This window comes from Pseudomonas sp. B21-051, from assembly GCF_024748795.1.
Taxonomy (GTDB): Bacteria; Pseudomonadota; Gammaproteobacteria; order Pseudomonadales; family Pseudomonadaceae; genus Aquipseudomonas; species Aquipseudomonas putida_A.
Map to the genome: position 1 here is coordinate 4,054,642 of NZ_CP087166.1, position 23,187 is coordinate 4,077,828.

Annotated in this window: 26 protein-coding genes; 17 read left to right on the top strand and 9 right to left on the bottom strand. The window is 61.7% G+C overall.

Annotated features, from left to right (window positions below; all coding sequences use genetic code 11):
• Positions 1–5: 5 nt before the first annotated feature.
• Positions 6–263 (bottom strand): hypothetical protein, encoded by a 258-nt coding sequence (locus tag LOY52_RS18115; protein ID WP_258675473.1) that lies wholly within the window; start codon positions 261–263, stop codon positions 6–8.
• Between the two features lie 392 nt (positions 264–655).
• On the opposite strand from LOY52_RS18115, the gene msuE reads away from it, so the two are divergent.
• The 4 genes from msuE (at position 656) to LOY52_RS18135 (ending at position 4,814) form a co-directional block, all read left to right on the top strand.
• Positions 656–1,219, top strand: a complete 564-nt coding sequence (msuE, locus tag LOY52_RS18120; RefSeq protein ID WP_258675476.1) for an FMN reductase — start codon at positions 656–658, stop codon at positions 1,217–1,219.
• Between the two features lie 10 nt (positions 1,220–1,229).
• Complete coding sequence (gene ssuD, locus LOY52_RS18125) at positions 1,230–2,369, top strand: FMNH2-dependent alkanesulfonate monooxygenase (protein WP_258675478.1); 1,140 nt, start codon at positions 1,230–1,232, stop codon at positions 2,367–2,369.
• Positions 2,370–2,497: 128 nt separating this feature from the next.
• Positions 2,498–3,685 carry an acyl-CoA dehydrogenase family protein gene (locus tag LOY52_RS18130; protein ID WP_258675479.1) on the top strand — a complete coding sequence of 396 codons (1,188 nt, stop codon included), beginning with the start codon at positions 2,498–2,500 and terminating at the stop codon, positions 3,683–3,685.
• A gap of 25 nt (positions 3,686–3,710) precedes the next feature.
• Complete coding sequence (locus tag LOY52_RS18135) at positions 3,711–4,814, top strand: sigma-54-dependent Fis family transcriptional regulator (RefSeq protein ID WP_258675481.1); 1,104 nt, start codon at positions 3,711–3,713, stop codon at positions 4,812–4,814.
• On the opposite strand, the gene LOY52_RS18140 is transcribed toward LOY52_RS18135, so the two are convergent.
• Positions 4,811–5,176, bottom strand: coding sequence for an antibiotic biosynthesis monooxygenase (locus tag LOY52_RS18140; protein ID WP_258675484.1), 366 nt, complete (start codon positions 5,174–5,176; stop codon positions 4,811–4,813). The two genes, LOY52_RS18135 and LOY52_RS18140, sit on opposite strands and share 4 nt — an antisense overlap.
• A gap of 95 nt (positions 5,177–5,271) precedes the next feature.
• Here LOY52_RS18140 and soxR point away from each other — a divergent pair, with 95 nt between their 5' ends.
• The 4 genes from soxR (at position 5,272) to LOY52_RS18160 (ending at position 8,372) form a co-directional block, all read left to right on the top strand.
• Entirely contained in the window at positions 5,272–5,721 is a 450-nt protein-coding gene (soxR, locus tag LOY52_RS18145; protein WP_258675487.1) for a redox-sensitive transcriptional activator SoxR, read from the top strand.
• Positions 5,722–5,824: 103 nt separating this feature from the next.
• Positions 5,825–6,283: a VOC family protein gene (locus LOY52_RS18150; RefSeq protein ID WP_258675490.1), complete on the top strand. Its 459-nt coding sequence runs from the start codon at positions 5,825–5,827 to the stop codon at positions 6,281–6,283.
• Positions 6,284–6,521: 238 nt separating this feature from the next.
• A complete protein-coding gene (locus LOY52_RS18155; protein ID WP_258675491.1) occupies positions 6,522–7,397 on the top strand; it encodes an alpha/beta fold hydrolase in 876 nt (291 codons plus the stop codon).
• A gap of 24 nt (positions 7,398–7,421) precedes the next feature.
• Positions 7,422–8,372, top strand: coding sequence for a LysR substrate-binding domain-containing protein (locus LOY52_RS18160; RefSeq protein WP_309474932.1), 951 nt, complete (start codon positions 7,422–7,424; stop codon positions 8,370–8,372).
• Between the two features lie 100 nt (positions 8,373–8,472).
• Here LOY52_RS18160 and leuD read toward each other — a convergent pair whose 3' ends face one another.
• Together leuD and leuC are read right to left on the bottom strand one after the other, a co-directional pair.
• Complete coding sequence (gene leuD, locus LOY52_RS18165) at positions 8,473–9,087, bottom strand: 3-isopropylmalate dehydratase small subunit (RefSeq protein ID WP_258675493.1); 615 nt, start codon at positions 9,085–9,087, stop codon at positions 8,473–8,475.
• Positions 9,084–10,502, bottom strand: coding sequence for a 3-isopropylmalate dehydratase large subunit (gene leuC / locus LOY52_RS18170; RefSeq protein ID WP_258675494.1), 1,419 nt, complete (start codon positions 10,500–10,502; stop codon positions 9,084–9,086). Before leuC ends, leuD begins: the two co-directional genes overlap by 4 nt.
• A gap of 408 nt (positions 10,503–10,910) precedes the next feature.
• Here leuC and LOY52_RS18175 point away from each other — a divergent pair, with 408 nt between their 5' ends.
• The 8 genes from LOY52_RS18175 (at position 10,911) to LOY52_RS18210 (ending at position 17,357) form a co-directional block, all read left to right on the top strand.
• Entirely contained in the window at positions 10,911–12,107 is a 1,197-nt protein-coding gene (locus tag LOY52_RS18175) for a PepSY domain-containing protein (protein ID WP_258675495.1), read from the top strand.
• Entirely contained in the window at positions 12,104–12,646 is a 543-nt protein-coding gene (locus tag LOY52_RS18180) for a thiamine pyrophosphate-binding protein (protein ID WP_258675496.1), read from the top strand. Before LOY52_RS18175 ends, LOY52_RS18180 begins: the two co-directional genes overlap by 4 nt.
• Complete coding sequence (locus tag LOY52_RS18185) at positions 12,643–12,984, top strand: hypothetical protein (protein WP_041069739.1); 342 nt, start codon at positions 12,643–12,645, stop codon at positions 12,982–12,984. Before LOY52_RS18180 ends, LOY52_RS18185 begins: the two co-directional genes overlap by 4 nt.
• Positions 12,981–13,556 carry a DUF6162 family protein gene (locus LOY52_RS18190; protein WP_258675497.1) on the top strand — a complete coding sequence of 192 codons (576 nt, stop codon included), beginning with the start codon at positions 12,981–12,983 and terminating at the stop codon, positions 13,554–13,556. Before LOY52_RS18185 ends, LOY52_RS18190 begins: the two co-directional genes overlap by 4 nt.
• Before the next feature lie 35 nt (positions 13,557–13,591).
• Positions 13,592–14,518 (top strand): metal ABC transporter substrate-binding protein, encoded by a 927-nt coding sequence (locus LOY52_RS18195; protein ID WP_258675498.1) that lies wholly within the window; start codon positions 13,592–13,594, stop codon positions 14,516–14,518.
• A gap of 179 nt (positions 14,519–14,697) precedes the next feature.
• Positions 14,698–15,543, top strand: a complete 846-nt coding sequence (locus tag LOY52_RS18200) for a metal ABC transporter ATP-binding protein (protein WP_258675499.1) — start codon at positions 14,698–14,700, stop codon at positions 15,541–15,543.
• Entirely contained in the window at positions 15,543–16,442 is a 900-nt protein-coding gene (locus tag LOY52_RS18205; RefSeq protein WP_003226663.1) for a metal ABC transporter permease, read from the top strand. The genes LOY52_RS18200 and LOY52_RS18205 overlap by 1 nt, the downstream gene beginning before the upstream one ends.
• Positions 16,443–17,357 (top strand): metal ABC transporter solute-binding protein, Zn/Mn family, encoded by a 915-nt coding sequence (locus tag LOY52_RS18210; RefSeq protein WP_258675500.1) that lies wholly within the window; start codon positions 16,443–16,445, stop codon positions 17,355–17,357.
• A 143-nt stretch (positions 17,358–17,500) separates the two neighbouring features.
• Here LOY52_RS18210 and LOY52_RS18215 read toward each other — a convergent pair whose 3' ends face one another.
• From LOY52_RS18215 to LOY52_RS18235, 5 genes are all read right to left on the bottom strand, one after another.
• Complete coding sequence (locus tag LOY52_RS18215; RefSeq protein WP_003226665.1) at positions 17,501–17,725, bottom strand: MbtH family protein; 225 nt, start codon at positions 17,723–17,725, stop codon at positions 17,501–17,503.
• 83 nt (positions 17,726–17,808) lie between these two features.
• Positions 17,809–19,221 (bottom strand): aspartate aminotransferase family protein, encoded by a 1,413-nt coding sequence (locus tag LOY52_RS18220; protein ID WP_258675501.1) that lies wholly within the window; start codon positions 19,219–19,221, stop codon positions 17,809–17,811.
• Positions 19,222–19,363: 142 nt separating this feature from the next.
• Positions 19,364–19,849 (bottom strand): GNAT family N-acetyltransferase, encoded by a 486-nt coding sequence (locus LOY52_RS18225; protein WP_258675502.1) that lies wholly within the window; start codon positions 19,847–19,849, stop codon positions 19,364–19,366.
• A 202-nt stretch (positions 19,850–20,051) separates the two neighbouring features.
• Positions 20,052–21,374: an ATP-binding protein gene (locus LOY52_RS18230; RefSeq protein WP_258675503.1), complete on the bottom strand. Its 1,323-nt coding sequence runs from the start codon at positions 21,372–21,374 to the stop codon at positions 20,052–20,054.
• Complete coding sequence (locus LOY52_RS18235; protein ID WP_258675504.1) at positions 21,374–22,054, bottom strand: response regulator; 681 nt, start codon at positions 22,052–22,054, stop codon at positions 21,374–21,376. Before LOY52_RS18235 ends, LOY52_RS18230 begins: the two co-directional genes overlap by 1 nt.
• A 284-nt stretch (positions 22,055–22,338) precedes the next feature.
• On the opposite strand from LOY52_RS18235, the gene LOY52_RS18240 reads away from it, so the two are divergent.
• A complete protein-coding gene (locus LOY52_RS18240; protein WP_258675505.1) occupies positions 22,339–23,034 on the top strand; it encodes a hypothetical protein in 696 nt (231 codons plus the stop codon).
• Positions 23,035–23,187 lie beyond the last annotated feature (153 nt).

Here is a 23,187-nt window from a genome sequence, read left to right on the forward strand (position 1 = left end):
TTCGATTAACTTGGACGACCGTGCAGCTGTATTGCACGCCCGGCGCTCATTTCAGCTTTCTTGTCGAATTGCGATTCGCCCAGCAGTGCAGCTTTCTTCGCGTGATATTCGTCGAAGGACAAGCCGCTGCGGTTCAGCGCTTCCATCGCCAGTTCGCGGGTTTCTTCGGCGGTGTACGGCCGTTGTTCGGGGGACACGTGGGTCGCGCAACCGGCGAGTACGGAGACAGCGAGCAGCAGCGAAACAGGCAGTAAACGATTCATGGGGAGCGTCCTGGCGAGCGGTGGTAGTCGATGGACAAAGGCTACGCCCGCGCCCGTCCGGGCAAAAATCAACGCTCTCAATAGTGGCTATCAGGATTTCAGCTTCAACACTCTCATATCTCTTAACGATCTATAAATATCGATTAACGTTCTTTTACGGAATAACCAGCAGCCGCTATAAATCCCTGCACACGGCGAACAACTGTTGCTCCAGCAACTGTTGCCCAGGCAACAGCAGATCAGCAAACCCGCCTGATATCTGCACAACGGACTCACGCCAGAGCGCTAAGGCCCAATTAAACCGGGCCTCTCAGGAATTGGTACAGCGCTTGCTCAAGCCTTGGCACTTACTCACTGCTCGCTGAGCAACTGTTGATAAAAAGGAACTCATCATGTCGCGTCCCCTGAAAGTCGTCGCCCTCTCCGGCGGCACCTGGCGTCCATCGCGCACGCTGGTGCTGACCCAAGCGCTGTTGGCCGAACTGGCCGGACACTTGCCGGTCGAGAGTCATCTGATCGAACTCGGTGATATCGCCCGCCCGTTGGGTGCTGCCCTGTCGCGTCAGGAGCTGAGCGCCGAGGTCGAAGCCGAACTGCAAGCCATCGAACAGGCCGATCTACTGATCGTCGCCGCGCCGGTGTATCGCGGTTCCTACCCGGGCCTGCTCAAGCACCTGTTCGACCTGATCGACCTCAACGCGCTGATCGACACCCCGGTGCTGCTCGCCGCCACCGGTGGCAGTGAGCGCCATGCGCTGGTACTCGATCATCAGTTGCGGCCGCTGTTCAGTTTCTTCCAGGCCGTGACCCTGCCCATTGGCGTGTACGCCACCGAGGCCGATTTCACCGACTACCAGATCACCAGCGAACCGCTGAAAGCGCGGATCCGCCTGGCCGCCGAACGCGCCGCGCCGCTGTTCGGCACGCAAATCAAACCGCTGCTGAAAATCGCGTAAGGAGCTGGTCATGGATGTTTTCTGGTTCCTGCCGACCCACGGCGACGGCCATTACCTGGGCACCACCCAAGGCGCGCGCCCGGTCACCCTGAATTATCTGAAACAAGTGGCGCAAGCCGCCGACAGCCTCGGCTACCACGGCGTGCTGATTCCCACCGGGCGCTCCTGCGAAGACTCGTGGGTGATTGCCTCGGCGCTGGTGCCGTTGACCGAACGCCTGCGTTATCTGGTAGCGATCCGCCCAGGGATCATTTCGCCAACCGTTTCGGCGCGCATGGCGGCGACGCTCGATCGACTGTCCAACGGCCGTTTGCTGATCAACGTGGTGACCGGCGGCGACCCTGACGAAAACCGTGGCGACGGCAGCTTCCTCAACCACAGCGAACGCTACGAAGTCACCGACGAATTCCTCAAGATCTGGCGCCGGGTGCTGCAGGGCGAATCGGTGGATTTCGAAGGCAAACACCTGAAAGTACAGAACGCCAAAGCCCTCTATCCGCCAGTGCAGAAACCCTATCCGCCGCTGTATTTCGGTGGCTCGTCCGACGCGGCGCATGACCTCGCTGCCGAGCAAGTCGACGTGTACCTGACTTGGGGCGAACCGCCCGCCGCTGTCGCCGAAAAACTCGCCGATGTGCGTGAACGCGCCGCTCGCCATGGGCGCAAGGTGAAGTTCGGGATTCGACTGCACGTCATCGTCCGCGAGACCGCCGAAGAAGCGTGGAAGGCTGCGGACAAACTGATCGAGCACATCAGCGACGAGACCATCGAGGCCGCGCAGAAATCCTTCTCGCGTTTCGATTCCGAAGGCCAGCGGCGCATGGCGGCGTTGCACGACGGGCGTCGCGACAACCTGGAAATCGCCCCCAACCTGTGGGCCGGCGTCGGTCTGGTACGCGGCGGTGCCGGTACCGCGCTGGTGGGCGATCCGCAGCAAGTAGCCGCGCGAATCAAGGAGTACGCCGACCTCGGTATCGAGAGTTTTATCTTCTCCGGCTATCCGCACCTGGAAGAGGCGTACCGCTTTGCCGAACTGGTGTTCCCGTTGCTGCCCGAGCCGTATGCAAGCCTGGCCGGACGCGGCGTGACCAACCTTACCGGGCCGTTTGGCGAAATGATTGCCAACGATGTGTTGCCCACCAAGTCCTGACCCGACACAAACTCTGTAGGAGCTGCCGCAGGCTGCGATCTGTTGATTTTGCTTGTAAAAATCAAAGTCAAAAGATCGCAGCCTGCGGCAGCTCCTACACGGACGTTGTAGAACATAGGAGATTTGGTGTGACCGCCAAACCACAAAGCACCCTGCTCTCCCCGCTGCAGAACGCGCGTCAACTGGCCGCCGAATTCGCCCTCACCGCTGTCGAGCGTGACGACCGCGGCGGTACGCCGAAGGCCGAGCGCGATGCCCTGCGCGACAGCGGCCTGCTGGCCCTGAGCATTCCCACGCGTTACGGCGGCCTCGGCGCGACATGGAGCGAAACCCTGCAAGTCGTGCGCGAGTTCGCCAAGGTCGACAGTTCCATCGCCCACGTCTTCGGCTTTCATCACCTGATGCTCGCCACCGTGCGCCTGTTCTCGCGGCCCGAACAATGGCAGCCGTGGTTCGAACAGACCGCGCGGCAGAACTGGTTCTGGGGCAACGCCCTCAACCCGCTCGACACCCGCACCGTGGTCAAGGACTTCGGCGGTTGGCGGGAATTTTCCGGAAAGAAAAGCTTCTGCTCCGGCGCCAGCGATTCACAGATGCTGATCGCCTCGGCCGTCGACGAAAGTGCCGGCGGCAAGTTGCTGATCGCCGCGATCCCCAGCGGTCGCAGCGGCATCACTCTGCACGACGACTGGAACAACATTGGCCAGCGCCAGACCGACAGCGGCAGCGCCACGTTCGAACGGGTGCGGGTCGAAGAATCCGAGCTGCTGCTCGATCCCGGCCCGTTGAGCACACCGTTCGCCTGTCTGCGTCCGCTGATTGCGCAACTGACCTTCACTCACATGTTCCTCGGCATCGCCGAAGGTGCGTTTGAGGAAGCGCGCCAGTACACCCTGAGCGAAACCCGGCTCTGGCACAAATCCGCAGCTCGCAATGTGCGTGAAGATCCGTATGTGCTCGCGCATTACGGCGAGTTCTGGGTCGCGCTGGAAGGCATCCGCCTGCTGGTCGAACGGGCCGCCGCGCTGCTCGACGAGGCCTGGGCCAAAGGCCCGAAACTGACTGCAGAAGAGCGCGGACATCTGGCCACGGCGATTGCCACCGCCAAGGTCGCCGCCAGTCGTCAGGGGCTGGAAATTTGCAGCCGCTTGTTCGAAGTCACTGGCGCGCGCTCGACCCACGCCTCGCTGCGTCTCGACCGACACTGGCGCAACCTGCGCACCCAGACCCTGCACGACCCGCTCGATTACAAACTCCACGAGCTGGGCGACTGGGCGCTGAATCAGGCGCTGCCGGTGCCGACGTTCTATTCCTGATCTTGCCTTTAATGGAGCGAGCCCCATGCAACTGCTGACCCTTCCGCCCTCACCCGCCCTGGCGACGTCGATCCGCGCCACCGCGCAGGTCTTCGAAGACCCCAAGTCCCAGGCCCTGCTGGCGCATCTGCAACAAGTCGCGCCGAGCGAAGCCAGCGTGCTGATCATCGGCGAAACCGGCACCGGCAAGGAGCTGGTGGCGCGGCACATCCACAACCTGAGCAATCGCCGGCATCGGCCGTTTGTCGCGGTCAACTGCGGCGCGTTTTCCGAATCGCTGGTGGAGGCCGAGCTGTTCGGCCATGAGAAAGGTGCTTTCACCGGCGCACTCAGCGCCAAGGCCGGCTGGTTCGAAGAGGCGGACGGCGGCACCTTGTTCCTCGACGAAATCGGCGATTTGCCGATGGCGATTCAGGTCAAGTTGCTGCGCGTGTTGCAGGAACGCGAAGTGGTGCGCCTCGGCTCGCGCAAGAGCATGCCCATCGATGTGCGGGTGCTGGCGGCGACCAACGTGCAACTGGAAAAGGCGATCAATGCCGGCAACTTTCGCGAAGACCTGTTCTATCGGTTGAACGTGGTCAATCTGGAACTCAGTCCGTTGCGCGACCGCCCCGGCGATATCCTGCCGCTGACCCGGCATTTCATCGAGGCCTACAGCCAGCGCCTCGGTTACGGACGGGTCAGCATCAGCGCCGGTGCCGAACAGAAACTGCGCAGCTACAGTTGGCCGGGGAACATCCGCGAACTGGAAAACGTCATCCATCACACCCTGTTGATCTGCCGCAACGGCGTGATCGAGCGCGATAATCTGCGCCTGTCGAACCTGCGCATCGAGCGCCCGGATGATCAGCAGTCGAACACCGACGATTCACCGGAAGCGCTGCTGGAGCGAGCCTTCCAGAAGCTGTTCGAACAACAGGCCGGCGCCCTCCACGAAAAGGTCGAAGACGCCCTGCTGCGCGCCGCGTATCGCTTCTGCCATTACAACCAGGTGCACACTGCCGCGCTGCTCGGTCTGAGCCGTAACGTCACCCGCACGCGGCTGATCAAGATCGGCGAACTGGCGGTGAACAAGCGGCGACTCACGGAGAACCTGCACGGTGAACGCCTGATCCAGTTGTCGATCTAGCCGACCAGGTTGCAGTGCAGCGCATCGTCATGACTGCGGGCGATGCTGCTCAACACCTGAAATGAATTGAAGGTCACGGTTTTCGCCTGATGGGCGCGGATCAGTTGCCAGAAATCCTGCTCGCCGCTTTCATAGCGACAGAACGCCGCCTCCCCGGCCTCGCGGCTCTGCCACTGCAGCAAGCTCAGCACCCGCCGACCGTCGTCGCTGACCTGGACGCTGGCGCTGACAAAGCCTGCGTAGCGCTGCGCCAGATGTTCGCTCTGCTGCGCCAGCGCACAGACCAATGCAGATTGCTGGCGCGGTTCGATCTCGAATTCGATCAATTGGGTAAAGCTGCGATTTTTCGCTGAGGTTTGCATGAGAAGTCCCCACTCATCGTAAGCCGAGTCTTGCGACTCGAAGGCCTGCAGGGTAAAACCTCTAGTTAAGTCAAGGTCAAGAGTCCTTTTGCAAAATGATCACCCCGGAAAACCTGCACAAACAGCTCACCGTCGGCGAAGTCGCTGCGCGCAGCGGAGTGGCGGTCACCGCCCTGCACTTTTATGAAACCAAGGGTTTGATCAAAAGCCAGCGCAATGCCGGCAATCAGCGCCGCTATCCACGGGCAGTGTTGCGTCGGGTGGCGCTGATCAAGGTCGCGCAACGCTTGGGCATTCCGCTGGCGGAAATCGGTGAGGCGCTGAAAACCCTCCCGGACGACCGCGCGCCTACAGCGGCAGACTGGAAAGTCCTGTCCGAACAGTGGCGACGGGAGCTGGACGAGCGGATCAACCAATTGACCCTGTTGCGCGACCGGCTCACCGGGTGCATCGGCTGCGGCTGTCTGTCGATGGAAGCCTGCCCGTTGCGCAATCAGGGCGATGTGCTCGGCGAACAAGGACCGGGGGCACACTTTCTCGGCTGACTGCTCGTCGGGGAAAAATCCTGGCCGCGCAGACAGTTCTATAGTGAATCTTCCACAAATCCGGTGGAGCCATACCTCGCAAAACAAAAACAGGGAGAACGTCATGAGCGTCAAACCCATTCCCGAGGGGTATCACAGCATTACCCCGTACCTCGGCATCCTCAAGGCTGCCGAAGCCATCGAGTTCTACAAGAAAGCCTTCGGCGCCACGCAGGTCATGCGCCTGGACATGCCCGGCGGGCGCGTCGGCCACGCCGAACTGCGCATTGGCGACAGCGCAATCATGCTCGGCACACCGTGCGATCAAGGGCCGTTGAGCGATCCGGACAATGCCGTGTCGGTCGGTTTACATCTGTATGTCACCGATGTCGACAAGTCCTTTCAACGGGCGCTGGATGCCGGGGCGAAAGCGGTGTCGGAGGTCAAGGATCAGTTTTACGGCGATCGCAGCGGGACGCTGAAGGATCCCTATGGGCATGTGTGGTTTCTGGCGACACGCAAGGAGGATCTGACCGAGGAGCAGATCAAGCAGCGGGCGATGGAGATGTTTCAGCAGGGTTGAGAATCTCAGCGCCAGAACTGGCTTCTTCGCGAGCAGGCTCGCTCCCACAGTGTCTACTGTGTGACCAGAATTGTGTTCACAACAGAGATCCCTGTGGGAGCGAGCCTGCTCGCGAAGAGGCAGACATTGAGCACACAAACCACACTTCATGAACCACCACACCACGCTTCAACCCTTGCCCCGGATGCCGAACACTTTCAGGATGCATCCCACCCGCACCTGAACAAGGATCAGCCCGATGTTTGCCGGATTCGTCAAAGACCAGCGCCACGTCAACGGCGTCGACATCGCCTATCGCCTCGGCGGCAGCGGCCCGGGGCTGTTGCTGTTGCACGGGCACCCGCAGACCCACGTGATCTGGCACAAGATTGCCGAACAATTGGCCGAGCACTTCACTGTGGTTGCCGCCGACCTGCGCGGCTATGGCGACAGCGCCCGACCGGCTGCCGATGAACAACATCGTAATTACTCGAAACGCGAAATGGCCAGGGACAACCTCGAGTTGATGCAGGCGCTGGGCTTCGAACAGTTTTCGATTCTGGCCCACGACCGTGGCGCGCGGGTCGGCCATCGCCTGGCCCTCGACCACCGCGCTGCGGTGCAACGGATGATGCTGCTGGACATCGCCCCGACCCTGGCGATGTACACCCAGACCAACGAAGCCTTTGCCCGCGCCTATTGGCACTGGTTCTTCCTGATCCGCCCGGCGCCGTTGCCGGAAACCCTGATCGAGGCAGATCCCGCAGCCTATCTGCGCAGCGTGATGGGCAGCCGCAGCGCCGGACTCGCGCCGTTCACCGAGCCAGCGTTCGGCGAATACCTGCGTTGCCTGCAACGTCCCGGCAGCGCCCGGGGCATTTGCGAGGATTACCGCGCCAGCGCCAGCATCGACCTGGAACATGACCGTGCTGACATCGTTGCCGGCCATCATCTTGACCTGCCGCTGCGGGTGCTGTGGGGCGCGCAAGGCACGGTCGGGCACTGCTTCGACCCGCTCAAGGAATGGCAGCACGTGGCAACCAACGTCAGCGGCAAGGCACTGCCCGCCGGGCATTATCTGGCCGAAGAAGTGCCGGAACTGTTGCTCGCCGAAGCGCTGGATTTCCTGCGCTGAATCGAGCCCTGTACAGCCGATGCTATGCTGGCGGCTTGTGCCGCCAGTGCTCCTTCCCACATGTCCCAGAACCAAGACCCCGTGCCCCTGCCCGAAGACCTGCGCGTGCTGCTGACCGTGATCCGCAAGAACGGTTTCGCCGCTGCCGCCGATGAACTGGGCCTGTCCCCGGCCTACGTCAGCAAACGCATCCAGATACTCGAATCGACCCTCGGCACCCGCCTGCTGCACCGCACCAGTCGCCGCGTGTCGCTGACCGAGGACGGCGAGCGGGTGCAGCGCTGGGCCTTGCGTATTCTCGATGACTTCCAGCAACTGCGCGACGACCTCGCCGACGCCCACGACAGCCCGCGCGGGCGCTTGCACATTTGCAGCAGTTTCGGTTTCGGCCGTAACCACGTGGCGCCTGCGGTTTCGCGGCTGGCAGAGCTTCACCCGCAATTGCAGATTCGCCTGGACCTGTTCGACCGCGCGGTGGACATCGTCAACGAGGGCTTCGATCTGGAAATCCGCGTCGGCGACGACCTGCCCGGTCAGCACATCGGCCGGCAACTGGTGAGCAACCGCCGGGTGCTGTGCGCAGCGCCCGCATACCTTGAACGCCGAGGCACACCGAAGACGTTGGACGATCTGCAACAGCATGACTGCCTGGTGATCAAGGAGCGCGACAACGCTTTCGGCGTCTGGCATCTGGATCGTGACGGCACGCAGGAAAGCGTGCGGGTCAGTGGGCCGCTGTCGTCCAACAACGGCGAGATCGTCCTGCAATGGGCGCTCGACGGACGCGGCGTGTTGCTGCGTTCATTGTGGGATGTGAAACCGTTGCTGGAACAGGGCCGACTGCTGCCGGTGCTGACCGATTACAGCCAGAGCGCCAACGTCTGGGCGGTGTACCCGACGCGACTGGCCAACTCCGGGAAGCTGCGGGCGTGTGTGGAGTTTTTGCAGGAGCATTTCAAAGCACTGTCACTGTAAAAACAGCCTCCTGCTCGCGAAAGCGTCGGGTCAGACAATTGAGTGCTGACTGACAAGACGCCTTCGCGAGCAGGCTCGCTCCCACAGGGTAAAAGGCGTGTCAGGCCAGCCATGGGTTGGCGGCCAGGTGTTCGCGCTCGAACGCCTCGATCTGCTGACGCCGCTGCAAGGTACTGCCAATCGCATCCAGCCCCAGCAACAGCGCAGTCTTGCGCAAATCATCAATCTGAAATTCGATGACTTCATCGTCCGCCAGACGAATCTGCTGCGCCTCAAGATCCACATTGATCAGTGCCGTTTCAGGCTGGCTCACCAACCTACCGATACGCTGCACCTGCGCTTCATCCAGCGTGATCAGCAACACCCCGTTGCGCTGGCAGTTGTCGTAGAAAATCCCGGCAAAACTGCTACCGATCAGCGCGCGAATGCCCATTTGCTGCAACCCCCACACCGCATGTTCGCGACTTGAACCGCAGCCGAAATTCGCCCCGACTACGAGAAAACTCGCGCCCTGCCAGGCTGGCTGGTTCAGCACGAATTCAGGGTTGGGCGTACCGTCGGCGAGAAAGCGCAGATCGAAAAACAGCCCACGATCCAGCCCCTGACGGTCGATACCCTTGAGAAACTGCTTGGGCATGATCACGTCGGTATCGACGTTGGCCGCGAGCAGCGGCGCGGCCTGGCCGCTGACTTGCGTGAAGGGTTGCAGGCTCATGGGCGTTCTCCGAAGTGGCGGATGTCGGTGAGGTGGCCACTGATCGCGGCGGCAGCCACCATCGCCGGGCTCATCAGATGCGTGCGCGCTCCGGCGCCCTGCCGGCCTTCGAAATTGCGGTTGGTGCTGGAGGCGCAACGGTCGCCGGGCGCGAGCACGTCATCGTTCATCGCCAGGCACATCGAGCAGCCGGACTGACGCCATTCAAAGCCTGCATCAATGAAGATCTGCGCCAGCCCTTCGGCCTCGGCCTGAGCGCGCACTTCGCTGGAACCGGGCACGATCATCGCCCGCACATGCCCGGCCACCTGCCGTCCACGCACTACGCTGGCGGCGTCACGCAGATCCTCGATCCGCGCATTGGTGCAGGAGCCGATAAAGGCATGACTGATGATGATATCGCGCAGCGCCATTCCCGGCTCCAGGCCCATGTAATGCAGGGCGCGGCGCATGTCCTGACGCAGGATCGGATCGTCGATACCTTGCGGGTCCGGCACCTGCGCACCGATCGGCGCCGCCTGATCGGGGCTGGTGCCCCAGGTGACCATCGGTTCCAGCAGGCTGGCGTCGAGGTGGATTTCGCGGTCGAACACGGCGCCGGGATCGCTGCGCAGTTCACGCCATTTTTCCACGCCGCGCGCCCAGCGTTCGCCTTGTGGTGCGCGGGGTTTGCCGTTGAGATAAGCAAAGACTTTTTCGTCCGGTGCCATGAAGGCGCCGCGTGCGCCCGCCTCTACGGCCATGTTGCAAATGGTCATCCGCGCTTCGACGCTAAGCGCATCGATGGTCGAACCGCAGAACTCAATCGCATAGCCTGTGGCACCCGATGCACCGATCCGGCCGATCAGCGCCATGATCACGTCCTTTGAAGTCAGCCCCGGCGCCAGCTCACCATCCACCGTTACACGCATACTTTTCAGACGCTTGTAGACCAGCGTCTGCGAGGCCAGCAGGTGCTCGATTTGCGAGGTGCCAATGCCAAATCCGAACGCCCCCAGCGCACCGTACGTGGTGGTGTGGCTGTCGCCGGCGGCGATGACCATACCCGGCAGAATAAAGCCCTGCTCCGGGGCGATCACATGCTCGATGCCCTGGCGCTTGTCGAGGATATCCAGCAGTTCGATGCCGAAGTCCCGGCAGTTCTCCGCCAGATACGACACCTGCCGCGCACCGCCGGCGTCAGACATCGCCGCCACCCGTTTAGGGGTGGTCGGGTTGACGTGATCGACCACCGCCAACGCCGTACCCGGCCGCCAGACTTTGCGCCCGGCAGCGCGCAGACCGCTGAAAGCCTGCGGGCTGGTGTATTCGTTGATCACCTGGCGATCGATATACAGCAGCACATGGCCCTGATCGTCGAGGCGGCACACGGTGTGCGAATCGATGTGTTTGTCGTAGAGGGTTCTGGGGCTCATCAGGGTGCTCACTCGGGGAATCCGGTGCTTTCCATCATAGGCAGCGCGAACCGGCCATCAATTGCCCGACAGTGAGAGCGCCATTCATGAATCGTGTTTGATCGCCTGCCCGCAAAAATCCTGTAGGAGCTGTCGAGTGCAACGAGGCTGGGATCTTTTGATCTGTTGTTTAAAGATCAAGATCAAAAGATCGCAGCGTGCCGCAGCTCCTACAGGGGGATCTCGTTGCCCCCTGCGAAGTGCGAAACATTTGCTTTCATATCACCTTTCGGGATTTGTCCGGCTCATCCGTCCTATAAAGATGCAGGCCGTTCGCGTAGGCAACAGCCACGACCGCGCCTTTCGGGGATACCCGCGCTGCGAAGCCCGTAGCCGCGTGCCCTTTCATCGAAATCAAGACGCGCAATCATGTCGAAGAAATCCCGTTCCAAACTGTGGTTCCTGGTGCATAGCTGGCTCGCGCTGCCGATCTGGTTTTTTGTCCTGATCGTCTGTGTCACAGGCACACTGGCGGTGGTCAGCCAGGAAATCGTCTGGCTGGCCAACCCGCAGATGCGCGCCAGCCAGCCATCGGATGACGCGCCGCTGCTCAGTTACGATCAGGTACTGGCCGCGATCAAACAAGCCGAGCCGCAAACCCTGGTACAAAGCATCAGCCGTCCCGACGAGTCACACTTTGCCCTGGACGTCGAAGTCAGCTACCCGGACGGTCGCTCACTGACGGTCTATGTCAATCCGTACACCGGGGTCATTCAGGGCACCGCCCCCGGTTTCGACTTCAAGGCATTCACTCGCGCCCTGCACGGCTGGTGGCTGGTGCCGTTCACCAACGGCTTCAGCTGGGGCTGGTATCTGGTGTCGTTTCTTGGGGTACCGATGCTGGTGTCGTTGATCACCGGGTTGGTGGTCTACAAAAAATTCTGGAAAGGTTTTCTACGCCCGACCCTGCGCATACGCCACGGCGCGCGGATATTCTGGGGCGACTTCCACCGATTGTGCGGCATCTGGTCGATCTGGTTCATCGCGCTGATCTCCATCACCGGCATCTGGTTCCTGATCCGCGCGATCCTGTTCGATAACCAGATATCCATCTCCAGCGAGCCGATCATTCCCGCCATGTCCCGGGAGAGCGTGCCGATATCGGCCGCCGGCACACCTGCTCCACGTATCAGCCTGGACCGCGCCGTCGAGATCGCCCAGCAGAAAATTCCTGGGCTGGAGGCCAGTTTCGTCAGCCTTCCAGGTAACGCCTACAGCCACATGAGCGTCGGCGGTCGCGGCTGGTATCCGCTGATGTTCCAGACCGCAACGCTCAATCCGTACAACGGCGACATGGCCGCGTCCCGCCTGCTGTCCGATCGCACCTCGCTGGAGTTTGTCACCGAGTCGATGCGACCGCTGCACACGGGTGATTTCGGCGGTATCTGGATCAAGCTGATCTGGTTCTTCTTCGGCCTGCTGCTGAGCATGATGGTACTCAGCGGCTTGCTGATCTGGACCAAGCGCACTGCGCTGGCCACCGCCAATGCGCTGAAGCGCGAAGAAAAGAAAAACCGCAAGGCACAACCGGCCCGTACCCGTGTGCCTTCGGAGGTGAGCCTGTGAGCAAGTCCAGCACGATCACACCGCCCTCCCGACTGGCCCGTTACTGGCACAAATGGCGCTTTCACCTCAATGTCCTGCTCCTGCTGATTCCGCTGGGCTTCATGCCCAAGTACTTCGCCGATGCCTCGCTGTTTCGCGGCGACAGCGGTTTGGGTCAACGGGAGATTGGCAACATCCAGGTCGGCCCCTGGAGCCTGCGACTGGCAGAATTGCGCAACGAAGCACCGACTCTCACGGGGCCGGCGGGCTATATGAAGGATTTCAGCGCCGCCCTGTGCGATACCTGTGCCGATCAGGTCAAGGCTACCTACCTGCGCATTGGCAAGCCGCGCAGCCTGCGCGCCGCTGGAACCATCTTCTTCGGTAGCCCGTACCGCATGGGCACACAAATGCCGATTCCGGAAAAGACCCGTCCCGACGCCGAACTGTGGATCACCATGGAAGGCTGGGACGGCAGCATGCATCAGGCCTCGATTCCCCTGAGCCAGGCTTCACCCGCCACCGTCGCCTGGCTGAACCAACAAGGAGCCAAACCATGAACCGCGTTCAACGCCCTTCCCGCCTGCGGTTGCGCGCCGCGTTGCTGCTGCTGTGCGCAGGTTTCAGCGCCGGCGCCCTGGCCCATAACCCGATGTGCGAATGCAAAGCCGTCGATGCCGAGCAGATCAAATGCACCGGCGGCTTCTCCGACGGCAGCGGCGCGCCGGGGGTGACCCTCGATGTGATCGGTTACGACGAAACCATCCTGCTGCCGGGCAAGCTCGGCGCCGACTCGACCGTGACGTTCAAGAAACCGGCGGCCGAGTTTTATGTGCTGTTCGACGCCGGCCCCGGTCACGTCGTGGAAATCGACCAAGCCGACATCGAGGCCCCATGAGCACGCCCACCACCCAAGTCGTACGTCCGGCCGGCGCCGGGCATGAAACCCTGAATGTCCTGATCTTGTGTTTGCTGATCCTTGCCGTCGCCGGATCAGTGGTGGCATGGCGCGGGGTGCCCCATGAGCCGGAGCCGGTTTCCAGCCATCAACTCGATGCACGGCGCGACCTGAGTGCCGCCGAGCAAGGCATTTATGCCGACCTGCGGGTGACCCTCGACGAGATCCGCCTGCTGCGTGAAGAGCAGCAAAGCCTGCCGACCCCGCAAAATCTGGCCGAGGAAGGTTTCGCCCCGTTCGCTCAGGACGCCAGCTCGGTCAGCCGTGGCGGCCATGCCTGGCAGTTACTGGCGGACAGCGCCTATTTCGGCCACAGCCAGGCGCCCGCCGTCGCCGGTTCGTTCGTGATGTTGCTGAGCGCCGACGCCAATGCCGCGCCGGACATCTGGCTTAACCGCGACGCCGATCTGAAAACGCCCGCCGAGCTGACCGATGCCGCGCTGTCCGCCGCTGGCTGGAAACAGATCGTCGCGCAGTTCGATGCCGGTGTAACCCGCGAGCATCGCCACTGAACCTTCGCCTTCACCCGAGAGAAGACCGCTTGCCCATGCTTATTTCACTGACTCGCCGTCCCCTCCTGCGCACCCTGCTGTTAAGCCTGTGCGCGTGCCTGCTGAGCCCGGCGAATGCCGATCCGGGCAAACGCCTGCGCATCGGTATAACCCTGCACCCGTATTACAGCTATGTGGCGAACATCGTCGGCGACAAGGCCGAGGTGGTGCCGCTGATTCCCGCCGGTTTCAACCCGCACGCCTATGAGCCACGCGCCGAAGACATCAAGCGCATCAGCGGATTGGACGTGATCGTGCTCAATGGTGTCGGCCATGATGACTTCGCCGACCGCATGATTGCCGCCAGCGAAACGCCGAACATCAAGACCATCGAAGCCAACGAAAACGTGCCGCTGTTGGCTGCCACTGGTACCGCGGCGCGCGGTGCCGGCAAAGTGGTCAACCCGCACACCTTCCTGTCGATCAGCGCTTCGATTGCCCAGGTCAACAACATCGCCCGCGAGCTGGGCAAACTCGACCCGGACAACGCCAGGACCTACACCCAGAACGCCCGCGCCTACGGCAAACGCCTGCGGCAGATGCGCGCCGACGCGCTGGCCAAACTGACCCAGGCACCGAACGCCGAACTGCGCGTGGCCACGGTGCATGCCGCGTACGACTATCTGCTGCGCGAATTCGGCCTGGAAGTGACGGCCGTGGTCGAGCCGGCCCACGGCATCGAACCAAGTCCGAGCCAGTTGAAAAAGACCATCGACCAACTGCGCGAACTCGACGTGAAGGTGATCTTCTCGGAGATGGATTTCCCTTCCACCTACGTCGAAACCATCCAGCGTGAGTCCGGCGTGAAGCTGTACCCGCTGTCGCACATTTCCTATGGCGAATACAGCGCCGAAAAGTACGAAAAGGAAATGACCGGCAACCTCGACACGGTGGTGCGGGCGATTCAGGAGTCCGGGGCATGACAGCAAAAGAAACCCTCTCTGACACCCCGCCATCCCCTGTGGGAGCGAGCTTGCTCGCGAAAGCGTCCGGTCAGCCAACATCTTTATCGAATGACACACCGCATTCGCGAGCAGGCTCGCTCCCACAAGATGACCGGCAACCTCGACACGGTGGTGCGGGCGATTCAGGAGTCCGGGGCATGACCTCGAAAGAAACTATCTCGAACCAACTCGAATCCCCTGTGGGAGCGAGCCTGCTCGCGAAGGCGTCGGGGCAGCCAACATCTTTATCGAATGACGCGCCGCATTCGCGAGCAGGCTCGCTCCCACAAGGATTGGGGCCGACTCTGGATTTTGCGGGAGTCTCTCTGACCCTCGGGCGCACCACGATCCTCGACAACGTGACCTTCCAGGTTCAGCCCGGTCACGTCCACGCCCTGGTCGGCCCCAACGGCGGCGGCAAGAGTTCGCTGATCAAGACCCTGCTCGGGCAAATGCCGCATCAGGGTCAACTGAGCCTGCACTGGCCCGGCCAACCCGGCACCATCGGCTACGTGCCGCAGGCGCTGGAATTCGATCGCGGCCTGCCGATGACCGTCGACGATTTCATGGCCGCCATGTGCCAGCGTCGCCCGGCGTTTCTCGGTTTGAGCAAGCATTACGCCAACGCCATCGTCGAGGCGCTGGAACGGGTCGGCATGCAGGACAAGCGCAAGCGGCGCATGGGCGCATTGTCCGGTGGCGAACGGCAGCGCGTGCTGCTCGCTCAAGGCTTGATCCCGGCCCCGCAATTGCTGGTGCTGGATGAGCCGATGTCGGCGCTCGACGAAGCCGGGATCCAGGTGTTCGAACGCCTGCTCGGCGACTGGCGCGCCGCTGGCATCACCGTGCTGTGGATCGAGCACGATCTGGAAGCGGTCAAGCGTCTGGCCGACCGGGTCACCGGTCTCAACCGCCGCGTGCTGTTCGACGCCACGCCGCAACAGGCGCTGACCCCGGAACGCCTGTTGAGTCTGTTTTCCACCCATCCACGGAGCGCGGTCTGATGAGTTACGAAGCCTTTCGTCTGATGGTTCAGGGCTGGGCGTCGTCCGGTTACCTGCCGGAAGCGCTGGCCTACGGCTTTGTGGTCAACGCACTGCTCGCCGGCCTGTTGATCGGCCCGGTGCTCGGCGGCCTCGGCACGCTGGTGGTGGTCAAGCGCTTCGCGTTTTTCTCCGAAGCGGTCGGGCACGCGGCGCTGACCGGCGTGGCCATCGGCATTCTGCTCGGCGAACCCTACACCGGGCCCTACGGCAGTCTGTTCGGCTACTGCCTGCTGTTCGGCATCCTGCTCAACTACCTGCGCAACCGCACCGGCCTGGCGCCGGATACCCTGATCGGCGTGTTCCTCTCGGTGTCGCTGGCGCTCGGCGCGAGCCTGCTGCTGATTCTGGCCGGCAAGATCAACGTGCACATTCTGGAGAACGTGCTGTTCGGTTCGGTGCTCACCGTCAATGGCAACGACCTGCTGGTGCTGGCCATCGTCGGTTCGCTGGTCATGGCCCTGGCGCTGCCGCTGTACAACCGGATCATGCTCGCCAGTTTCAACCCGCAACTGGCGGCGGTGCGCGGCGTGGCGGTGAAGACTCTGGATTACCTGTTCGTGATTCTGGTGACGCTGATCACCGTCGCGGCGGTGAAGGTCATCGGCGCGATTCTGGTCGGCGCGTTGCTGGTGATTCCGGCGGCGGCCGCGCGTTTGCTCAGCCAGTCGCTCAAGGGCTTCTTCTGGTGTTCGGTTCTGATTGCCACCGTCAGCACGCTGTGCGGGATTCTCGCGCCGATCGTCTTCGATCTGCCGATCCCGTCCGGCGCCGCGATCATCCTGGTCGCCGGCATCGCCTTCGCCCTCGCCGCCATTGCGCGCGGGGTTGTCCCGAGTCTGAAAGGGAACCTTGGATAAATGACTTTCTCACTGCGAAAACTGACCCTGGCCATGGCCCTGTGCGGCGTGGTCGGCAACCCGTTGCTGGCGGCTGAAACCCCCAAACCATTGCGCGTACTGGCCTCGCTGCCCATCACCTACGGCCTCGGCGAAGTGCTGCTCAAAGGTACCGACGTCAGCCTGGAGCGCGCGGCCCCGGCGAATTTGCCGGGCAGCCGTCAGACCGCGTACTTCACCGGTCGCGGCGCGCCAGCGCTGGGCAAACTGGCAACCGCTGCCGACGCGGTGATCGGCGTGCGCTCGCTGTGGGCGGATGATCCGCTGTACCCGATCGCACGGCGCAGCAACATTCGCATTGTCGAAGTCGACGCGGCGCGCCCGGTGGACGGCGCCCTGCCGGGGATTGCCGTGCAGCCGGGGCTGAAGGTCGATGGTTTAAACAGTCAGCCATGGCTGGCGAGCAACAACATGGGACGGATGGCCGACGTGATCGCGGCGGATCTGGTGCGCCTGGCGCCGTCGGCCAAACCGACGATCGAGGCCAATCTGGCAGCGCTGAAACAGCGCCTGCTCAAGCTCAGTGCCGACAGCGAAGCGCGTCTGGCCGAGGCCGACAACCTCAGTGTGATGAGCCTCAGTGATCACTTCGGTTATTTGATCGGCAGCCTGAATCTGGAGCTGGTCGGCCAGGATCCACGGCCGGATGCCGAGTGGACTACCGAAGACTTGAAAAAACTCACGGCGACGCTCAAGAACAACGATGTGGCGCTGGTGCTGCATCATCGTCAGCCGTCGGAAGCGGTGAAAGCGGCGATTGCCGAGTCGGGGAGTCAACTGCTGGTGTTGAGCACCGATGCCGAAGATCCGGTGGCGGAGCTGGAAGGGAATGTGGATTTGCTGCTCAAGGGTTTGAGCGGCGGGCCTTCGGCCTGAGATCAAAAGATCGCAGCCTTCGGCAGCTCCTACAGGGTGTGAGTATTCCCATGCAGGAGCTACCGAAGGCTGCGATCTTTTGCAGGCCATGAAAAAACCCGCTGCCTGTCACCAGTCCAGCGGGTTTGTTTTTGGCCGACAAATTACTGAGCAGCCGCCTGCCCTTCCATCTTCTGCCGCAGGCTCAGCGGACGCATGTCGGTCCAGACTTCTTCGATATAGGCCAGGCATTCCTTCTTCAAGCCGCTCTTGCCCACGGTGCGCCAGCCCTCCGGCACGGCTTTGTAATCCGGCCAGATCGAGTATTGCTCTTCGTGGTTGACCACGACCTGAAAGAGGATGTCCTCGCGGTCGAATACTGACGTCATGCTGGTTCTCCATCGCTGTAAGGGTGGGCTGCACCAGGGGTGCAGCCGGGTATGTAGTAAGAACGTTCGGCGCTGCGAAAAATTTACACAGCGGCGGTGGCGGCGGCCAAGGCCCGGCCGAAGATCTCGGCGACGCGGTCGATTTCGGCGGCGGTGATCACCAGCGGCGGCAGGAAGCGCACCACCGCACCATGCCGGCCGCCCAGCTCGAGAATCAGTCCGCGCTTGAGGCATTCGCGCTGCACCAGCGGTGCCAGACGCGCGAACGCGGGTGGGTGACCAAGAGCATCCGGCGCGCCGTCCGGGTCAACCAGTTCGACGCCGAGCATCAAACCACGACCACGAATGTCGCCCAGTTGCGGGAAGTCGCGTTGCAGGATGCGCAGGTGTTCGCTCAGGCGCTCGCCCATCGCCGCAGCGTGTTCGCAGACCTTGTGTTCAAGCAGATAACGCATCACCGCGGAACCTGCGGCCATCGCCATCTGATTGCCACGGAAGGTGCCGGCATGAGCGCCCGGCTGCCAGGTGTCGAGCCAGTCGCGATAGACAACCACCGCCAGTGGCAGGCTGCCGCCGATGGCTTTGGACAGCACCACCACATCCGGGACGATATCGGCGTGTTCGAAGGCAAACATCTTGCCGGTGCGGGCGAAACCGCTCTGGATCTCGTCGACGATCAGCGCCACACCGGCCTTCTCGGTGATCCGACGCAAGCCGCGCAGCCACTCGATATCGGCCGGGATCACCCCGCCCTCGCCCTGCACCGCTTCGACGATCACCGCTGCCGGCAACTGCACACCGGCTTCAGGATCATTAAGCAGGTTTTCCAGATAACTCAGGTTGGCTTTGACCCCTGCCGCGCCGCCGAGACCGAACGGGCAACGGTAGTCGTAAGGGAACGGCATGAATTGCACACCGTTGCTGAGCAGGGCGCCCAGCGGCTTTTTCGGCCCCAGGCTGCCCATCAGGCTCAATGCGCCCTGGCTCATGCCGTGATAACCGCCGGAGAACGACAGCACGGTGCTGCGGCCGGTGGCGGTGCGCACCAGTTTCAGCGCGGCTTCCACCGCATCGGTGCCGGTCGGGCCGCAGAACTGGATTTTCGCTTCGGCCGCCAGTGCTGGCGGCAGCAAACCGAACAGGTCCTGGACGAACTGATCCTTCACTGGCGTGGTCAGGTCGAGGGTGTGCAGCGGCAATTCATCCGCCAGTACTTGCTGAATAGCCTCGATCACCACCGGATGGTTGTGCCCCAAGGCCAGAGTCCCGGCGCCGGCCAGGCAGTCGATGAAGGTCCGGCCTTCGACGTCTTCGACATACAGGCCCTTGGCGCGCTTGAGTGCCAGCGGAATGCGCCGCGGGTAGCTGCGGGCATTGGATTCCTGCTGACTCTGGCGGGCCAGCAGCGGCGATTCGTTGAACTGATACAGGGTTTCCGCCGGCGCGGAGGTGATCCGGGCCGACGACTCTTCGATAAGGCTGGTGGCGACTGACATCTCTCGACCCTCAATACGCTATGGATAGTGACCAAAACAGCACACCGCACAGGTGCGCGTTCCGGTCGCGGGGCGCACATGCAGGTTTTCCTGTTCTGGAAACGCTTAAGCGGGGCGAGGATTTAGACCCTTGATCGAGATGTCAGTCGGACAATGGCAACAGCTTGTGCAGCGTAACGCGGTGCAAGCCCTGATCGCTGGCCCGTGGCACCGCATCGTAGTAGCCCAGATGCCGATAAAAAGCCGCGCCGCTGCGTGTGCTGGCGATGCGCGCCTGGGGAACACCACGAATCCGCAGCCAGCCTTCAAGGTCGGTCATCAGGGCGCGCCCTGCGCCACGGCGAAACCATTCCGGCTGCACATGACAAAAGCCTATCTCACCGCTGGCCGTGGCCATGCCGACACCCACCGGTTTGTCCTGCAACAAGGCGATATTCAGGTAGCAATGCGCGTCGGCAAGGTGCGCGCTGATGACGTCGGCAGATTGTCGGCCGATCCAGCGGCTGACCAGTTGCGGATCGTTGCGGTGTTCGAGCGCACAACCGACGCGAATCGAACGCTCGATGATGCGACTGATGATGCCGGCGTCGGCAGGTTTCGCCGGACAGATGCAGATCGATGCTTCCATGGCGCGTTCCCTCAATCCATTGAGTCAGAGCAGCCCCGACCTTAACGCCGCGATTGCCAAATCACCAACGCACAGACGTTACATTTGATGTGCCACACCACAAATCCCCTGTAGGAGCTGCCGCAGGCTGCGATCTTTTGATTTTGTTTTTCAAGATCAAGAGATCGCAGCCTGCGGCAGCTCCTACAGGGGGGTGGTGTTTTCAGAGGGATTGCAGCGGCATGGTCAGCTCGACGCGCAGCCCATCGGGCCGGCTGTCGAAATGCAGGGTGCAGGCGCAGCGCTGGACGATGGCTTGGACGATGGCCAGGCCGAGACCGCAGCCGGTGCTCTGGCCGTTGCGCCAGAAGCGTTGGGTCAGGTGCTGCAGATCTTCAGCCGCAATTCCGGGACCGTGGTCGCGCACCACAAAGCGGGCGCGCTGACCGACGGTTTCCAGACTCAGCTCCACCTCAGCATCCGCCGGGGTATGGCGCAGGGCGTTATCGAGCAGATTGCGCAACGCGGCAATCGACAGCACCGCCGGCATTTGTACCGGCGCACTGGAGAGCTGCTTGGGTAATTGCAGTTTGATGCGCTGACGCTCGCCGCCGGCCGCATCCTGCATCGCCAGTTTCGCCACCTGCTCGGCGCTGCACTGCACGCCGTCATCGAACGACAGACTGCCCTCAACCCGCGCCAGCAACAGCAGTTGCTCAAGGGTGCGGTGCATGCGGTCGGCGCCCTCCTCGGCCCGCGCCAGCGACTGATCGCGGGCGCTGCCCTCGGTCATGCGCGCCACTTGCAGGTGGGTCTTGATCGCCGTCAGCGGGCTGCGCAGTTCGTGGGCGGCGTCACCGGTCAGGCGACGCTCGCGTTCGATGGTCTTGCCAATGCGCTGGAACAGCTGGTTCTGCGTATCGAGCAGCGGCTTCAGTTCGCTGGGAAACGACTGCAATTGCAGCGGTTCAAGCGAGTCGGCGTTACGCCGCATCAGTGCTTCGCGCAGTCGATTGAGCGGCGCCAGGCCCTGGCCGATACCCAGCCACAGTAGACACAGGCAACCGAGCAACGCCACGCCGACCGGCACCGAAGCCGCCAGCAGGATCGACATGTTCAGCGCTTCGCGTTCGATCTGTCGATCGGCGGTGGTGATCCGCACGTCACCTCGCGCGAGAGTGAAACTGCGCCACGGCGCACCGTCGATCATCTGGTCATGAAAGCCCATCTTTTCCGCTTCCAGGGTTTGCTCGGGGCTGCTGTGGCTACGGGCCAGAATCTCCCCGCGCAACGAACTGACCTGACAAGCCATGCCGCCGGGAATGTTCAATTGTTCGGCGCTGAAATGGGTGCCCTCGCCCTTGCTCGGCAATGCCGGCAGTTGCTCCAGCAGCCCGGCGACCATGCGCGCCGAGGCTACCAGCCGCTGGTCGAGGGAAAACATCATCTGATTGCGCAAGTCGCTGAGCATCCACGCCGCGGCCAGCGCCCAGATCAGGGCGAACGCGGCGCCGAGGGTCAGACTCAGGCGCAGACGCAGACTCATCACTTCTGTTGCTCTCCACCATCGGCCGGCCCGAGGCGATAGCCCAGACCGCGCACGGTTTCGACAATGCCCTTCCCCAGCTTGCTGCGCAGGTGATGGATATGCACGTTCAGCGCGTTGCTCTCCAACTCGTCGTTGAAGCCGTAGACGCTGTCCTTCAGCTGTTCGGTGGACAGAACCCGGCCACGGTTGTGCAACAGCGCCTGCAACAGCGATTGCTCGCGGCGCGACAAGTCCACCGGTTGCCCGGCCAGGGTGGTTTCGCGGCTGCTTGGATCGTAGGTCAGCGCGCCGTGTTCGATCAGGTTGACACTGCGTCCGGCGACCCGGCGCAGCAGGGTTTGCAGACGCGCGAACAGTTCACGCAGATCGAACGGTTTGAGCAGGTAATCGTCAGCCCCTGCTTGCAAACCATCGACCCGATCGGTCACCGAGTCGCGCGCGGTCAGGATCAGCACCGGAATTTCCAGACCCTGCTGACGCAATTGTTGCAGCAACTTGAGGCCATCTTCGTCGGGCAGGCCGAGATCGAGCACCATCACGTCGAATTCGGCGACCTTGAGCATCGCCCGTGCTTTCGCGGCGGTGTTGACGTGCTCGACCGTCAGGCCCTGCGCCGTGAGACCGGCAACGATACCGCTGGCGATCAGTTCATCGTCTTCACAAACCAGTACGTGCATGGGGGCTCCATGAGCAAAAACGCCATTCAAGCAGCCGAAGATTAAGCCGCAGTTATGCCAAGTGTACCGTTTAACGAGAGAAACGCTGCGTAGCCGCACCACCACTGCAGTACGTCAGGTAAACAGTCCGGTCATCTACCTGCTTTCCAATCTGATCGACAACCGCCAGACGCAACTTTCAAATTGAAACATACCGGGCATATTAAAAATTAATCCATGCAACTAACATCGACCGTACACGCTTAAAAAACGCTTTTTTTCAACAACCACTCAATGGACTAAACATGTCTCGATTAGGAAAGGCCGTCGCTGTTGACTGGCGCTCGGGCAAAGACCAGATTTACTTCTTCTTCACGCACTACAACTTATATTCACGCTTCAGCCTGGCGGAAAACAAAGTACCTGAAAAGTATCCTTTGGAGGTATCCGGAAATTGGGATGCCTTTCATGACGCTTATCAATTGCGGTTTGGTTTTACGACCACTGGATTCGACACTGACAGAATAGACGGAGACTTCCTGTGGCTATTTCATTATGGAGAAGATCGACTCACTCCATATGTCACCAAATATGATCAGGACGACGAATGCTGCATCAGTACGGTTCCAGTTCAGGCATCACGCTGGCATAAACTTGTGCCTTACTTCGACCGGATCATTGCAGGAACCTGGTGGCAAACCAGACCGGGACGCGCACATTTGTTCCGTTTCCTGATGGACAACGGCAAGGCACTCAGGCTTGATTTTGGTTATGAGACACTTGTCCAAGAAACCATTGACGATGAAACATGGCCTGGGCTGGCCAAGTATCAAGACCGAATCATGACGGGGGCGCAAAACGATCGCACGCTGGCGGACAGTTACTGGTATCTGTTTTTGGACAACGATGAATACCTCCGCTACAACATTCAGGAAAACCAGGTTCAGTCCGGCCCCATCCCGATTAACGACGAAACCTGGCCAGGACTGCTGCGCGGCTGAAAACACTTTGTTTTAAGTAAGTTGTTGTTGGCGATTAAGCATCGATTAATCGCCACCGACACTGCGCACCTTGTCCCTACCCGCCAGAACATTCAAACCCGCACATCATCTCAATAAGCTTTATTCGGCGACCTTGAATAATTGGCAAACAGG

Coding starts and splice junctions, on each gene's coding strand:
- LOY52_RS18115 (WP_258675473.1), bottom strand. CDS start 263: ATGAATCGTTTACTGCCTGTTTCGCTGCTGCTCGCTGTCTCCGTACTC.
- msuE (WP_258675476.1), top strand. CDS start 656: ATGTCGCGTCCCCTGAAAGTCGTCGCCCTCTCCGGCGGCACCTGGCGT.
- ssuD (WP_258675478.1), top strand. CDS start 1,230: ATGGATGTTTTCTGGTTCCTGCCGACCCACGGCGACGGCCATTACCTG.
- LOY52_RS18135 (WP_258675481.1), top strand. CDS start 3,711: ATGCAACTGCTGACCCTTCCGCCCTCACCCGCCCTGGCGACGTCGATC.
- LOY52_RS18140 (WP_258675484.1), bottom strand. CDS start 5,176: ATGCAAACCTCAGCGAAAAATCGCAGCTTTACCCAATTGATCGAATTC.
- soxR (WP_258675487.1), top strand. CDS start 5,272: ATGATCACCCCGGAAAACCTGCACAAACAGCTCACCGTCGGCGAAGTC.
- LOY52_RS18150 (WP_258675490.1), top strand. CDS start 5,825: ATGAGCGTCAAACCCATTCCCGAGGGGTATCACAGCATTACCCCGTAC.
- LOY52_RS18155 (WP_258675491.1), top strand. CDS start 6,522: ATGTTTGCCGGATTCGTCAAAGACCAGCGCCACGTCAACGGCGTCGAC.
- LOY52_RS18160 (WP_309474932.1), top strand. CDS start 7,422: ATGCTGGCGGCTTGTGCCGCCAGTGCTCCTTCCCACATGTCCCAGAAC.
- leuD (WP_258675493.1), bottom strand. CDS start 9,087: ATGAGCCTGCAACCCTTCACGCAAGTCAGCGGCCAGGCCGCGCCGCTG.
- leuC (WP_258675494.1), bottom strand. CDS start 10,502: ATGAGCCCCAGAACCCTCTACGACAAACACATCGATTCGCACACCGTG.
- LOY52_RS18175 (WP_258675495.1), top strand. CDS start 10,911: ATGTCGAAGAAATCCCGTTCCAAACTGTGGTTCCTGGTGCATAGCTGG.
- LOY52_RS18185 (WP_041069739.1), top strand. CDS start 12,643: ATGAACCGCGTTCAACGCCCTTCCCGCCTGCGGTTGCGCGCCGCGTTG.
- LOY52_RS18190 (WP_258675497.1), top strand. CDS start 12,981: ATGAGCACGCCCACCACCCAAGTCGTACGTCCGGCCGGCGCCGGGCAT.
- LOY52_RS18195 (WP_258675498.1), top strand. CDS start 13,592: ATGCTTATTTCACTGACTCGCCGTCCCCTCCTGCGCACCCTGCTGTTA.
- LOY52_RS18200 (WP_258675499.1), top strand. CDS start 14,698: ATGACCTCGAAAGAAACTATCTCGAACCAACTCGAATCCCCTGTGGGA.
- LOY52_RS18205 (WP_003226663.1), top strand. CDS start 15,543: ATGAGTTACGAAGCCTTTCGTCTGATGGTTCAGGGCTGGGCGTCGTCC.
- LOY52_RS18210 (WP_258675500.1), top strand. CDS start 16,443: ATGACTTTCTCACTGCGAAAACTGACCCTGGCCATGGCCCTGTGCGGC.
- LOY52_RS18215 (WP_003226665.1), bottom strand. CDS start 17,725: ATGACGTCAGTATTCGACCGCGAGGACATCCTCTTTCAGGTCGTGGTC.
- LOY52_RS18220 (WP_258675501.1), bottom strand. CDS start 19,221: ATGTCAGTCGCCACCAGCCTTATCGAAGAGTCGTCGGCCCGGATCACC.
- LOY52_RS18225 (WP_258675502.1), bottom strand. CDS start 19,849: ATGGAAGCATCGATCTGCATCTGTCCGGCGAAACCTGCCGACGCCGGC.
- LOY52_RS18230 (WP_258675503.1), bottom strand. CDS start 21,374: ATGAGTCTGCGTCTGCGCCTGAGTCTGACCCTCGGCGCCGCGTTCGCC.
- LOY52_RS18235 (WP_258675504.1), bottom strand. CDS start 22,054: ATGCACGTACTGGTTTGTGAAGACGATGAACTGATCGCCAGCGGTATC.
- LOY52_RS18240 (WP_258675505.1), top strand. CDS start 22,339: ATGTCTCGATTAGGAAAGGCCGTCGCTGTTGACTGGCGCTCGGGCAAA.